This window comes from Pseudoxanthomonas sp. CCNWLY206-1, from assembly GCF_039710385.1.
Lineage (GTDB): Bacteria > Pseudomonadota > Gammaproteobacteria > Xanthomonadales > Xanthomonadaceae > Pseudoxanthomonas_A.
Genome location: NZ_JBDKXI010000004.1, coordinates 114,989 through 128,496 on the forward strand (window position 1 = coordinate 114,989; position 13,508 = coordinate 128,496).

The 13,508-nt window shown below is 61.3% G+C and carries 12 protein-coding genes; all 12 read left to right on the forward strand.

Annotated features, from left to right (window positions below):
* The first annotated feature begins 24 nt into the window (after positions 1 to 24).
* The 12 genes from AADW18_RS10910 (at position 25) to AADW18_RS10965 (ending at position 13,417) form a co-directional block, all read left to right on the forward strand.
* Positions 25 to 705, forward strand: coding sequence for a response regulator transcription factor (locus AADW18_RS10910; RefSeq protein ID WP_337343662.1), 681 nt, complete (start codon positions 25 to 27; stop codon positions 703 to 705).
* Positions 698 to 2,041, forward strand: coding sequence for a HAMP domain-containing sensor histidine kinase (locus tag AADW18_RS10915; RefSeq protein WP_337343412.1), 1,344 nt, complete (start codon positions 698 to 700; stop codon positions 2,039 to 2,041). The genes AADW18_RS10910 and AADW18_RS10915 overlap by 8 nt, the downstream gene beginning before the upstream one ends.
* 497 nt (positions 2,042 to 2,538) lie before the next feature.
* Positions 2,539 to 3,339, forward strand: a complete 801-nt coding sequence (locus AADW18_RS10920) for a MipA/OmpV family protein (protein WP_337343413.1) — start codon at positions 2,539 to 2,541, stop codon at positions 3,337 to 3,339.
* 83 nt (positions 3,340 to 3,422) lie between these two features.
* Entirely contained in the window at positions 3,423 to 3,638 is a 216-nt protein-coding gene (locus tag AADW18_RS10925) for a hypothetical protein (RefSeq protein ID WP_337343414.1), read from the forward strand.
* Positions 3,635 to 4,612 (forward strand): VacJ family lipoprotein, encoded by a 978-nt coding sequence (locus AADW18_RS10930; RefSeq protein WP_337343415.1) that lies wholly within the window; start codon positions 3,635 to 3,637, stop codon positions 4,610 to 4,612. The genes AADW18_RS10925 and AADW18_RS10930 overlap by 4 nt, the downstream gene beginning before the upstream one ends.
* A 571-nt stretch (positions 4,613 to 5,183) precedes the next feature.
* Positions 5,184 to 6,803, forward strand: coding sequence for a methyl-accepting chemotaxis protein (locus tag AADW18_RS10935; protein WP_337343416.1), 1,620 nt, complete (start codon positions 5,184 to 5,186; stop codon positions 6,801 to 6,803).
* 56 nt (positions 6,804 to 6,859) lie between these two features.
* Positions 6,860 to 7,321, forward strand: coding sequence for a chemotaxis protein CheW (locus tag AADW18_RS10940; RefSeq protein WP_337343417.1), 462 nt, complete (start codon positions 6,860 to 6,862; stop codon positions 7,319 to 7,321).
* Positions 7,321 to 8,559 carry a CheR family methyltransferase gene (locus AADW18_RS10945; protein ID WP_337343418.1) on the forward strand — a complete coding sequence of 413 codons (1,239 nt, stop codon included), beginning with the start codon at positions 7,321 to 7,323 and terminating at the stop codon, positions 8,557 to 8,559. The genes AADW18_RS10940 and AADW18_RS10945 overlap by 1 nt, the downstream gene beginning before the upstream one ends.
* Positions 8,540 to 9,157 carry a chemotaxis protein CheW gene (locus AADW18_RS10950; protein ID WP_337343419.1) on the forward strand — a complete coding sequence of 206 codons (618 nt, stop codon included), beginning with the start codon at positions 8,540 to 8,542 and terminating at the stop codon, positions 9,155 to 9,157. The genes AADW18_RS10945 and AADW18_RS10950 overlap by 20 nt, the downstream gene beginning before the upstream one ends.
* Positions 9,154 to 11,382 carry a hybrid sensor histidine kinase/response regulator gene (locus tag AADW18_RS10955; RefSeq protein ID WP_337343420.1) on the forward strand — a complete coding sequence of 743 codons (2,229 nt, stop codon included), beginning with the start codon at positions 9,154 to 9,156 and terminating at the stop codon, positions 11,380 to 11,382. Before AADW18_RS10950 ends, AADW18_RS10955 begins: the two co-directional genes overlap by 4 nt.
* On the forward strand, positions 11,379 to 12,395 hold the full coding sequence (locus AADW18_RS10960; protein ID WP_337343421.1) for a chemotaxis response regulator protein-glutamate methylesterase: 1,017 nt from the start codon (positions 11,379 to 11,381) through the stop codon (positions 12,393 to 12,395). Before AADW18_RS10955 ends, AADW18_RS10960 begins: the two co-directional genes overlap by 4 nt.
* Complete coding sequence (locus AADW18_RS10965; protein ID WP_337343422.1) at positions 12,392 to 13,417, forward strand: diguanylate cyclase; 1,026 nt, start codon at positions 12,392 to 12,394, stop codon at positions 13,415 to 13,417. The genes AADW18_RS10960 and AADW18_RS10965 overlap by 4 nt, the downstream gene beginning before the upstream one ends.
* The last annotated feature ends 91 nt before the right edge of the window (positions 13,418 to 13,508 follow it).

Genomic DNA, 13,508 nt, shown 5'->3' on the forward strand with positions numbered 1-13,508 from the left:
AGCACCATCATGAACAAAGAGCCCCTGTCTATTCTGATCATCGAAGACAATGCCCAGTTGGCCGCGAATCTGTATGACTACCTGGCCGGCTGCGGCCACAGTCTTGATGCCGCGCCCGACGGCCTCTCGGGGCTGCATCTTGCATCGTCCAAGGATTACGACGCGATTCTCCTGGACTGGAATCTCCCCCGGCTCAACGGCCTGACCGTGCTGCGCAGGTTGCGGCAAGAGGCCAGGAAGAAGGTGCCGATCATCATGCTGACCGCGCGCGACCAGCTGGTGGACAAGCTGGACGGTTTCGAATCCGGCCTCGACGATTATCTCGTCAAGCCCGTGGCGTTGCCTGAGATCGAAGTGCGGTTGCGATCCCTGGTTGCCCGCCTCAAGCAATCCGCCGTCATCGACGATGTCCTGGTCGTGAGCGATCTGCGCTTCGATCTCCGTACGATGCAGGTCCGGCGCGCCGAAAGAAGCATTGCACTCACCCGGATCGGGCGCCGGCTGCTGGAGCTCCTGATGCGGGAGAGCCCGAACGTGGTGAGCCGAGCTCGCCTGGAGCGGGCGGCGTGGGGAGATATCGTTCCGGGGACGGACCTTCTGCGCTCGCACATGTATGTGCTGAGGCGGGCAGTCGAGTTGGAATCGGAGAAGCCGCTCCTGCACACGGTACCGGGCACTGGCTACAGGATCAGCGAAAATGAGTAGGCTCGCGACGCTGATATGCAAGCCTCGCAGCGTCCACTGGTGGATCAGCGTGGCGTTGGTCGTGTTTGGACTGGCGATGATCGTCGCATTGAGCGTACAAGCCTTCAGTAGCCAGCAATTGATCGAGCATAAGTTCTGGGTGGACCTGCTCAGGTCCACATCCGCCGACCATGCGGCGCGGGTGCGGGCAGGTCAGGTGAATTCGCTCCCCAGCACCGGAATCATACGATCGTGGTACGTCGAGAGCGGGCGTGGAACTTCGCAGGCGCCTGGTTATCTGGTCGATCTCCCGCCAGGGCTCTATTCGACAGAGACGATGTATGGAGGAGTGTTTACGGAAGGCGATCTTTTCGACGGTCTGGACGGCTTTCATGCACGGGTAGTCGATCTTCCGCCGGGTAGGCTCATAACGACTATCGACATACGACAACTTGACATCCAACAGAACCGAGACGCCATGCAAAGCGGCATCTGGGCAGGTTTCCTCGTGATCTTCATCGGCGGGGTTATTGTCTGGCTGCATGCCAATCTCGTTCGGCCGGTAAGAGACCTGGCCGACCGCATGCAGGCCATCGTTCCCGGCATGGCCGGCGCGCGTCTTCCCACGACCTACCGGCGTGAGGAAATACAGGTGATAGCGCAAGCCAGCAACGCGCACTTGGAACGCGTGGAGCAGTTCGTCGAACGGGAAAGAAGTCTGCTGGACCAAGCCAGTCATGAGTTCAGGACTCCCATCGCGGTTATCTCGGGCGCAGTGGATGTGCTCAAGCGGTTCTCGCTTCCCGATGCTTCAAAGCCTGTGCTCGGCCGCATCGAACATGCGGTCAATGACCTTTCGGAAACGATGGTCGCATTGCTGTATCTGTCCAGGGAAGCAGCGCCCGGAACCGATCCCGTCGACGTTACGGTGCTTCACGACCTGCTGCCGCGCCTGGTGGCCGATCATGAACATCTGCTTGGCGGAAAAACGGCGCAACTGAGAATGGGAGAAATCGAACCGACCTTCATCGCAGCGCCCGAGGCAATGGTCCGCATAGCGGTGAGCAACTTGATACGTAATGCGATTGAAAGCACCGACGACGGCCATGTGGAGTTGAGGCTTCGCGGTGGCGTAATTTCGGTCGCCGACTCCGGCAGTGGTTTCAATCCTGTCGAAGCGGCTCGGCGGTATCGTGAAAGCTTGCAGCAATCCGCTCCGATCCGGGGACAGGGGCTGGGTCTGTTCCTGATCGGCCGGATATGCGATCGATTCGGTTGGAAGCTCTCTATCGAACCGGTGCCCGGCGGTGGTACGCGCGCCGCGTTGGATGTCGCATCCAGCATCATCGAGCCTTAGAACCTACACACGATCTATAGAGCGATGTAGAGCGGAGCTTGTGCTTGCATCCCCTTGGGGGCTCCGCTGCTTTCGCTCTTTGCGCACGCAAGCTATGTAGAGCGGAGCTTGCTCCGCTGCTTTAGCTCTTAGCACACTCAAGCTATGTAGAGCGGAGCTTGCTCCGCTGCTGTAGCTCTTAGCACATGGCGATAAGAGCAGCCGAGCAAGCTCGGCTCTACGAGAGGCGATAAGAGCAGCCGAGCGAGCTCGGCTCTACGAGAGGCGAAAGAGCAGCCGAGCGAGCTCGGCTCTACGAGGGGCGAAAGGGCAGCCGAGCGAGCTAGGCTCTACGGATACAGCGTTCGTTCAGTCGCTTGGGGTTGCGCGCGACATTTTGGCGACATAGCCAAGTCATTCTGTGTTGGTTGTTTGCAACAGCCCGTCTCCATGGCAGCACGCTGTAGAACGAGCTTCGCAGATGAATCCCCCACCACATTGATGAGGTACGGCGTCCCATGAAGAAACTCCTGTTGCCCTTGTTGTTGTCCGCTCTGTCATTCAATGCGATGGCGCAGACGGCGGATGCGGATGATGCAGTGCCGGAAGATGGTCCGCCCCGCTGGGGCCTGGGCGTGGCGGCGGTGGTCAAGGACAGTCCCTACGCTGGCGAGGGAACACGGGTAAGGCCTATCCCGCTGATCACCTATCAGGGCGAGAAATTCTACTTCCGGGGACTGACCGCCGGATGGACGTTTATCGATAACGAATCGTTCGAACTCTCGGCCATCGCCAAGTTCCGATTCGACGGGTTCGATGTCGACGATCTGGGCAGGGCGGAACTGGCCGCCAATGGCCTCGACTATCGGCTGCTCGAGGACCGCGATGACGGACTGGATCTGGGGCTGGCGGCAAAGTGGAGCGGTGCGGCAGGTGAGATCGAAGCGGAAGTTCTGGCCGATGTGATCGATGCCAGTGGCGGCCAGGAGGTATCGCTCGAATACGGCTATCCGTTCCATATCGGCAAAGGTCGGCTGACCCCGAATGTGGGCGTCACCTGGCTTTCGAAGGACATGGCCAACTATTACTACGGCACGCTCGATGAAGAGGTTGCCCGAGGCGTGGTGGACCACAAGCCCGGTTCGGTGACCATCCCGCACGTGGGCCTGTCGTACTTCCGACCGATCGGAGAGAACTGGTCGGTGCTTGGCTTCGTCAAGTACAGCGCCTTGCCCGACGAGATATCCGATAGCCCGTTCATCGAACCGGACACCGACGGCACGGCGTCGTTGTTCATCGGATTCGCCCGCGGATTCTGATCCGCTGGTGGCCGAGATCGGCAACGACGCGACGGGCAGCACAACAGCATTGGCCGCGATACATCACTTCCGCAGGAACGACGATGCACGCCGACAACTCCAAGAACCAAAGCAGCTACAGCAAGAGCAAGGGATACCTTGCCCTGAGAGATCTTCCGGATCTGCCGCCACTCGATCGAAAACGCAAGAAGCGTAGGCACAACGTCTGGTTGCGGCGGGTGGCGGCGTTTTCCGTACTGATCACGGTGATGTTGATTATTCGTGCTGCATGGGCGCATCCGGGGATGGCTTCGCTGTGAGCCAGCGCAGCCATCTCCGCTGTCTTTGCCTGGTGCTCATCGCCACGCTGACGGGGTGCGCATCCGCTCCGGAGCAGCGCTTCGCATCCGTTGGCGACGGCGATGTCGTAGGAGATTCCGCGTTGCCTGCAGCCATGTCGCCGGATAACGAAAGTTTTCCCGACCCGCAAGCGTTCCCGCGAGAAATCGTCGAAGCATTCCCTGATGGTGCGGAACCGACGCCGAGTGAAATCCTACCGGAACAGGACAGCGCCGCTGTAGCTGAAACCGCTGCTATCGGCCTGCCAGAGCTCGAAGAGCCTGCCGACATGGCGGCGCAATCGCCAGAACCATCGCCGGCCCATGATCCATGGGAGCCATTCAATCGCAGAGTTCATAGATTCAATGCGGTTATCGACAGGGCAGTAGCGCGGCCGGTTGCCAAAACCTACGTGGCGGTGGTGCCCACGCCTGTACGCACCGGGATAGGCAACTTCTTCGACAACCTGAGCCAGCCCGCCACTGCAGTGAATGCGCTGCTCCAGGGCAGAGTCAGGCATTCGGCCGAGGCACTGGGGCGGTTTCTATTGAACAGCACCGTCGGCGTGGCCGGACTGTTTGATCCTGCCGCGCATCTGAAGATGCGAGAGCGAGACGAAGATTTTGGCCAGACCCTGGCCAATTGGGGATGGAAGCGGTCTCGTTATCTGGAGTTGCCTTTTCTCGGCCCCAGTACCGTTCGGGATGTTCTTGGCCGGGTAGGGGATTCGCCATTGCAACCTTTGGCCCACGCTGAGTCAGACAAAGTACGGGTGGGCCTCCAGGCACTCGCCCTGGTGGACAGCCGGGCGCGCCTGATGAATCTCGATACCCTCAGGGACGGAGCCCAGGATGACTACATGCTGGTGAGAGATTCCTGGAGCCAGCGACGCGACTTCCAGATACACGAAGATGCGAAGCAAGGCGCGCCTCTTCCGGATTACCTGAAGGAATGAACATCCATTCCGCGAAGAGAGATCAATCTCAGGAGTCGGCCGAGATATGCATCTTCTTCCGTCATTGAGCAGCCTTGCGGCACTAGTACGGTGAGACGATAGTCTGCGAAATCGCGATTACCGGCCGACCACGACGGGCGAGTTGCGGAGGTTCGGACCAGCGGAAGTTCGCACCCCTGAACCGGACGGGGGCCTATCCACTAGCGGTGCGGGTCCTGTATCAACGCCGCTTGTGCCGGAAACTGGTAAACACCTCGCATTGCCACTTGCATCTCCGCCCCAACGTGGTATGTAGACGCTACGAATGATCTTTGCCGCGGCATCTGGCCACGCAGGCACATTCGCTGACAATGAGTGGTTTGGCTGATAGCAAGGGTGAGGGCATCAGACCATATGCGCCTTGAATAGGATAAGGACGGCCAATCCAGTCGCTTGCACAGGGCCGGTATATCGAAGCCGGTGAGGCGGACGATCGCTTTCATTACCCTCATCCGTTCACGACAGCTAACGGCGTGGGCCCTTCTGCAGTTCCTGTGCAACATAGTGCGTGGGGATCACGATGGGGCCTGCCATGAACAACGTAACGATCCGCCAGCGAATACTGCTGAGCTTCGCCGTCATCATTACCGTGATGTTGCTGATGGGCGGGTTTGCCATGCAGCGGCTATCCGTCATTGAAGACAGGGAAGACTTGCTGCGCCGCGACTCTATTCCGGGACTGCATTTCGGCGGGAGGATGGAGTCGGAGTGGTACGCGAACTATCTGGTGCAGCAGCAGCTGGCATTCGTCGACACGGCTGAGATTCCCCGGGTGGTGGAACGCCTGCGGGTCAAGCGCACTGCTTTCGACGATGTGGTCCGCGACTATGAAACCAGTGTTACTACGGCTCAAGACCGCCAAAACCTGGAAACGGTAAAGCGTGGCAGTACCGCATTCTTCGCCCTTCAGGAGGAAGCCATCCGACTGAGTGCGACCAATCGCGAAGCACTGGCAAATCTACGGCAGGCCCGCTTGAACCCGGCATTCGCACAAACCGAAAAGGCTCTCGCAAACCTGCTCAGCTACAACTACGAGAAGGCCATAGAGTCCGGCAAAGATATCGATGCCGCGGTATCGGCGGCCAAGACGGGGATCGGGATCAGCTTCCTCGGCGCGCTCGTGCTGGCGAGCCTTGCCGGTTTCTACCTGCTGAGGGCGATCAGCCAACCGTTGCATCGACTCGCGGGAGCGGTGGAGGCCATGGCCAAGGGCGACTTCAGCCAGCGGCTGGCGCTGGCTCGCGCCGATGAGTTCGGTGTGTTGGCGGAAGGCTACGATCGCATGGGGTCTGATCTTTCATCGCTGGTGGGCCAAATTCAGACCTCCGGTATCCAGGTCAATTCTTCGATCAACGAGATCACGGCGACCCTTCGCGAACAACAAGCCACCGCTGCCCAGATCGCCACGACCACGACGCAGATCGGCGCCACCTCGCGCGAAATCACCGCGACCTCCAAGGAGCTGGCCAGGACCATGGTGGCTGTCGCCTCGGGTGCGGAGCAGACGGCGACGCTTGCCAGCAGCGGACAGGCCGGACTGGTGCAGATGGAAGACACCATGCGCCGGGTGATCGAAGCCACGGCATCGATCAGCGCCAAGCTTTCGGTGCTCACCAGCAAAGCCGACAACATAAGCCAGGTGGTTACCACCATCACCAAGGTGGCGGACCAAACCAATCTGCTGTCGCTCAATGCCGCTATCGAAGCGGAGAAGGCAGGCGAGTACGGCCGTGGGTTTTCGGTGGTGGCCACGGAGATCCGCCGCCTCGCCGATCAGACCGCGGTCGCAACGCTGGATATCGAGCAGATGGTGCGGGAGATCCAATCGGCGGTGTCGGCCGGCGTGATGGGCATGGACAAGTTTTCCGAGGAGGTGCGTCGCGGCACCAGCGACGTGCAACAGGTCGGCAGCCAACTCTCGCAAGTGATAGCGCACGTGCAGGCGATGGTGCCGAGGTTCGAAGCGGTCAGCGAAGGTGTACAGGCGCAATCAACCGGCGCGGAACAGATTACCGAGGCATTGTCGCAACTGAGCGAGGCCGCGCAACAGACCGTGGATGCATTGCGCCAGTCCAATCAGGCCATTGACGAACTGCATCAGGTCAGTGCGGGACTGCGCGACGGTGTTTCGAAGTTCAAGTTGCAAGCGTAGTACCCAGGCAGACAGGACAGAATCAAAGCGGCAGTTCCGACAAGGAGAGCGGCAGAGTGCTTTTCCTGCTATTCCAGCTGGGCGAGGATCGGTACGCGATAGAGGCGACAAAGATCGTCGCTGTGCTGCCCTTGATATCGCCAAAGTTGCTGCCGCAAGCGCCGGCGGCGGTCGCGGGCGTTTTCGACTATGGCGGCGAAGCTGTGCCGTTGATCGACCTCAGCCAGCTGGCTTTGGGCCGTTCCGCGCGACCGCGGCACAGCACCCGAGTCCTGGTGGTGAACTATCCGATGGCCGACGGAGACGTTCGCTATCTTGGACTGATCGCCGAACACGCCGTGGAGACGATGGCCTGCGATCCCGATGAGTTCGACGCCAGCGGTGTCACTCAGGACGACGTCCGCTATCTGGGGCCGGTTACTTCCCATCCGCGCGGATTGCTGCAGTGGGTGCGGATCGAACATCTGTTGCCGGAGTCTGTACGCGACCTGTTGTTCAAAGAGCAGGTCGACAGCTGATGCTACGCGACGGCTTCGAGCAATGGTTCAAACAGACCATAGGTCTGGACGCGTCCACGGTGGGAGCTCCGGTGATCGACCGTGCCGTCACGTCGCGGATGGCGGTGAGCGGTCACATCGACATGGAGGCGTACTGGCACTTCGCCCAAGGGTCCTTGGTTGAGCAGCAAGAATTGATTGAAGCGGTGATCGTGCCCGAGACATGGTTCTTTCGTGACACCGATGCGTTCGCCGCACTGGCCTCGTTCTACAACGCTCAATGGGCGGCTACGCACCCCGATGTCCCGCTGCGTTTGCTGAGCCTGCCATGTTCATCCGGGGAAGAACCCTATTCCATGGCAATGGCCTTGCTGGACGCAGGGGTGCCTGGCGAGCGCATGAGCATCGACGCCACCGACATCAGCGAGCGTTCGCTGGCCAGGGCGAGCCGTGGCCTGTATGGGCACTACTCGTTTCGCGGCCGTGATCTGCGGTTTCGCGATCGCCATTTCGAGCCGGCCAGCGACGGCCATTGGCAATTGTCGGAGAGAGTACGCGGGCAGGTTCAGTTTCGCTGGAACAACGTGATGGACATCGACACCCTGCCGGGCGAGGCGGTCTATGACGTCATCTTCTGCCGCAACCTGCTGATCTATTTCGGCCCGCAAACGCAGCGGCAAACCGTCGATGTGCTATCCCGGCTTCTGCGGCCGCAGGGGCTGATCTTCGTCGGTCCGGCCGAAAGCGGATTGATGCTGCATCTGGGGTTCGTCTCCGCACAGATGCCGATGGCTTTCGCATTTCGCAAGCCGCAAGCGAAGTCCGCGCTACCGATTGAACCGGTCGCGCTGCCGACCGCACGCCGCGCGGTCGCTGCGCCGCCAGTCGCGTTCAAGCCACCGCAGGCGCGTCTGGCAGCACCATCCCTCTTCGCTCCGGCCGGCGCGGAGCCATCGCCTCTGCAGTTGGCACAAGAGCTTGCCGACAGTGGCCGCTTCGCCGACGCGGCGCTGGCGTGCGAAGCGCTGCTGAAGCTGCATGGCCCCACTGCGGAGGTACTGCACCTGATGGGGTTGGTACGCGGCGCAAGCGGTGATTCCACTCAGGCCGAACGCTGTTTCCGCAAGGTGCTGTATCTGCAACCCGATCATGAGGAGGCACTGATGCACCTGGCGCTCGTGCTGGAAAGCAAGGGTGATCTGCACAGCGGGCACTTGCTGCGCCTGCGGGCGAAACGCCATGGCGAGACGACCAACTGATATGGCCCTGCCGCCGCCCTCTCGCAGTGCCGGACCTTCCGCCGTGGCGGCGCTGCTGGATCGCCCGCTCGATCCAGCCGACCTGCGTGAAGCCACCGAGCGGATCGCGAGCCGCGACGTCAGCCGCCAAGCGCTGACGCAGACACACTTTGTCTTTCGCCTGGGACCGGAATGGCTGGCCTTGCCCAACGAAGTGGTCGATGAAGTGTTGGTGCCTCGGGCAGTTCATTCATTGCCGCACCGTCACGGAGGCATCGTTCGCGGGCTGGTCAACGTGCGCGGACAGCTCACTGTCTGCGTAAAGCTCGAACAGCTCCTCCAGCTCAACGTTGCCGCCGCCAAGGCTGGACGCGCAAGCAATCAGCGGCTTGGACCTCGACTGGTGGTGCTGATGTCGCGAGGCCAACGTGTGGTCTTCGAAGCCGATGAAGTCCATGGCGCGAACCGATTCGACCCCGAAACGTCGCGCGACGTGCCCGCCACGGTGGCCCACGCGATGGCCAGCTTCACTACCGGCGTGCTGCCCTGGGGCGATTACACGCTGGGACAGCTCGATGCCGAACTGCTGCTTCACGCCATCAACCGGCAGCTGGCATGAGCGGCGAAGATCTCCGCGATTATTCGCTGCACGATCTGTTCCGGATGGAAGTGGAAGGGCAGCGGCAGGTACTGATCGATGGGCTGTTGGTGCTCGAGCGCACCCCGACCGCCGCCAGTGAGCTGGAGGTCTGCATGCGCGGTGCGCACTCGCTCAAGGGTGCGGCGCGCATCGTCGGACTGACCGCCGCCGTCGGCGTAGCGCATATGATGGAAGACTGCCTGGTGGAGGCGATACACGGGCGCATCACGTTGGGCAAGGACGCAATCGATGTGCTTCTGCGCGGTGTCGATCTGCTCAGCAAGATCGCCGATACGGCCGCCGAAGAAAGCTCGGAATGGACCCGGGACGATACGCCGGAAGTAAGCCTGTTCCGGACCGCGCTGGCGGCGGTGCTGGGTATTGGCGGCGGCGCGGAACCAGGCGTTGCGGTACCTGCTGCCGACGCCAAGAACCCCAGCATGGCCGAAGCCGAAGAGCGCGTACTACGGGTTACCGCACGCAGTCTCAATCGTGTGCTGGGGCTGGCAGGCGAATCGCTGGTGGAGTCGCGCCGGCTGGATCCCTTCATCCGGTCGATGGGCCGGCTCAAGCGACTGCAGCAGGATACCGCACGGGCGTTGGAACGGCTCAACGATGCCTGGCCGGTACGCTCCCAGGACTACGCGACGACCGCCACCCTGGCCGAAGCTCGCAGCAAGATCCTCGAATGCCAGCGTGTGTTCGCCGAGCAGGTGGAGCAACTCGAAACATTCGATCGACGCGCGGCGGAAGTAGCGCATCGCCTCTATGACGAAGCGCTGGCAAGCCAGATGCGCCCGTTCGCCGACGGTACCCGCGGCTTCAAGCGCATGGTTCGCGACCTGGCACAGGAACTGGGTAAGCAGGCACAGCTGGAGATCACGGGCGAGGCGACCCAGGTCGATCGCGACGTGCTTGCCAAGCTGGAAGCACCACTCGGCCACTTGCTGCGCAATGCGGTCGATCACGGCATGGAATCGCCGCTGGAACGAATAGCGGCAGGCAAACCGAGCGAAGGACTGATAACCCTCACGGCTCATCATGTTGCGGGTTTGCTGGAAATCATCGTGACTGACGACGGCAGCGGCATCGACGTCGAAAGCGTCCGCAAGGCAACGGTTGCCCGAGGTCTGGCTGATGAGCAAACCGCTCAGCGCTTTACCGATGCGGAACTTCTGGAATTCCTGTTCCTGCCCGGCTTCACCATCAAGGAAGTAGTGACCGAGATATCCGGCCGGGGAGTCGGACTGGATATCGTGCAGAACGTGATCAAGCAGCTGAGAGGAACCATTCGGCTATCTTCCCAGCCTGGACAGGGCATGTGCTTCCAGCTGTACCTGCCGCTCACCACCTCGGTGGTGAAGGCGCTGGTGGTGGAAATCGGCGGCGAACCCTATGCCTTTCCGCTGGCGCACATCGTCAGTACGGCGATGGTGCCGCGCGCTGAAATGGAATCGCTGGAAGGCCGCCAGCATTTCCGGTTGCACGATCGCCAGATTGGATTGGTCGCCGCTCAACAGGTGCTGGGCGGAGCCGACGCGAAAAGCGCCCCCGAGCGAATGAGCGTGGTCGTGGTTGGCGATCGCATTCGTGGCCATGAATACGGGCTTGCGGTCGATCGCTTCCGCGGCATCCAGGAACTGGTGGTCCAACCACTGGACCGGCGGCTCGGCAAGATCAAGGACATCGAAGCGGGAGCCATTCTCGACGACGGCAGTCCATTGCTTATCGTCGATGTAGAAGACCTGATCCGTTCTGTCGAAAGGCTGGTATCGACCGGCCGTCTGGCAACAATGCGGTACGACGAGAGTGTCTCAAGCACCGCGCGCAAGCGGGTGTTGGTCGTGGACGACTCGCTTACCGTGCGCGAACTCGAGCGCAAGCTGCTCGAGAGTGGAGGCTACGGCGTTGAAGTCGCGGTAGACGGCATTGATGGCTGGAATGCAGTGCGGACCGGCCATTTCGATCTGGTGGTCACCGATATCGACATGCCGCGCATGGATGGCATCGAACTGGTTACGTTGATCAAGAAGGATGCGCGGCTGCATGCGTTGCCGGTGATGATCGTGTCCTACAAGGATCGGGAAGAAGACCGCCGCCGCGGGCTCGACGCCGGCGCCGACTTCTATCTGACCAAAGGCAGTTTTCATGACGAGGTCCTGCTCCAGGCGGTCATCGATCTTATCGGAGAGACCACGGCATGAAGATCGGCATCGTCAACGATCTGGCGCTGGCGGTGGAAGCCTTGCGGCGTGCGCTGAGAGGGCATCCCGAGCACACCATCATATGGACTGCCGCGGATGGTGGCGAAGCCGTCATGCGATGCGCACAAGATCCTCCCGATGTGGTGCTGATGGATCTGCTGATGCCCGACATGGATGGCGTCGAAGCCACCCGGCAGATCATGGCGCGTAGTCCTTGCGCGATATTGATCGTGACGGCCAGCGTCGGCAGCAACGCTCCGCTGGTATTCCAAGCCATGGGTTACGGCGCCATTGACGCCGTCGATGTGCCCGCGCTCGTGGCGGACGAAGAAGGAATAGCGGCGTTGCTTGCGAAGATCGAGTTGGTTGGCCGCTTGGCGGCAGTGCGTCCGGTCAGGGCGGTGCAGAAGCAAAAGCCTTCGCGACCGGTGGAGGAGCGCTTGGTCGCCATTGGCGCATCGGCAGGTGGGCCGGCGGCGCTGGCGCAGGTGCTGAGCGGATTGCCGGCGAGGTTCCCGGCGGCAATCGTGATCGTCCAGCATATCGACGAGAAATTCGCCAAGAGCATGGGCGACTGGTTGCACCGCTACGCGAAGAGTCCGGTGCGGTTGGCGCGGCCGGGCGACAGGCCGATGGCAGGTACGGTGCTGCTGGCCGGGACGAACCAACATCTTGTACTCAATCTCGACGGCCGACTGGACTATACCTGCGAGCCTTTCGACGAGCCTTATCGTCCTTCGGTCGATGTGTTCTTCGACAGCATCAACGTCGCATGGCCAGGACAAGCCGTCGGAGTGCTGCTCACCGGCATGGGGCGCGACGGTGCGGCCGGTCTCAAAGCCATGCGACAGAAGGGCCATCACACCATTGCCCAGGATCAGGCGAGCTGCACTGTCTACGGGATGCCCAAGGCCGCCGCCGAGCTCGATGCGGCGGTCGATATCCTGCCGCTCAAACGCATCGCACCGCGGCTGCAGGACATTTTCAGACCTATCAGGAGTATGTCCAGATGAGCACATCCACTTCGGAAAACCTCCACACCGCCGCGCCGGGATTCGCCAGCGAGCGCCGAACCGTTGTATTCCTGGTGGACGACCAACCGATCATTGGCGAGGCCGTACGCCGCGCAGTGGCTGGCGAACCCGACATCGAGTTCCACTATTGCAGCCTCGCCGAGGAAGCCGTCGCGATGGCTTCGGCACTTCAGCCAAGCGTGATCATGCAGGATCTCGTCATGCCAGGAACCGACGGCATGACCTTGGTGCATCTTTACCAGATGCATCCGGCGTTGCGGCATGTGCCCATCATCGTGCTGTCGAGCAAGGAAGACGCCGCGGTGAAAAGCCTGGCGTTCTCCACCGGCGCCGCCGACTATCTGGTCAAACTGCCGGACAGTATCGAACTGATCGCGCGCATACGCCATCACTCCCGTTCGTATCTGAATCTGATCGAGCGCGATGCCGCCTACCGGGCTTTGAGCGAAAATCAGCGGGAGTTGATGGAGCTGAACGAAGCGTTGCAACGGTTGAGCGAAGTCGACGGCCTGACCGGATTGAACAATCGCCGATATCTGAATTCGTACCTGGAAACGGAGTGGGCCCGCGCGATTCGCGACCAGGAGAGCCTGTCCATCCTGATGGTCGACGTGGACGATTTCAAAAGCTATAACGACGCCTACGGACATCTTGCTGGCGATGAAGTGCTGAAGATGGTCGCCAAGATAATCCAGGATTGTGCGAAACGGCCGGCCGACATCGCCGCCCGTTACGGTGGCGAGGAGTTCACCATGGTCTTGCCGTCCACGCATCCCGAAGGTGCGTTGCGCGTCGCCGAGCAGATCTGCGCAGATGTGCGAGGCCTGGCCATCCCGAGCCGCACTGCCAAGGCCGTCTGCGTCACCGTCAGTGTCGGCGCCGCGGCCACGGTGCCAAGCCGGGGCAGCTCTTATGCTCCGCTGCTTGAGGCGGCCGATATCGCGCTCTACGACGCAAAGCATGCCGGCAAGAACCGCGCGGTGCTCCGTGAAGTCCGTTGATTTTTTCGGAGGCTTGGACTGGCTTTGTGGCGCCGGTCCGATCCAGCTTGCGTGCTTGAGATGCGAATGCCGCGCTCGCTGTCGGTCGTGA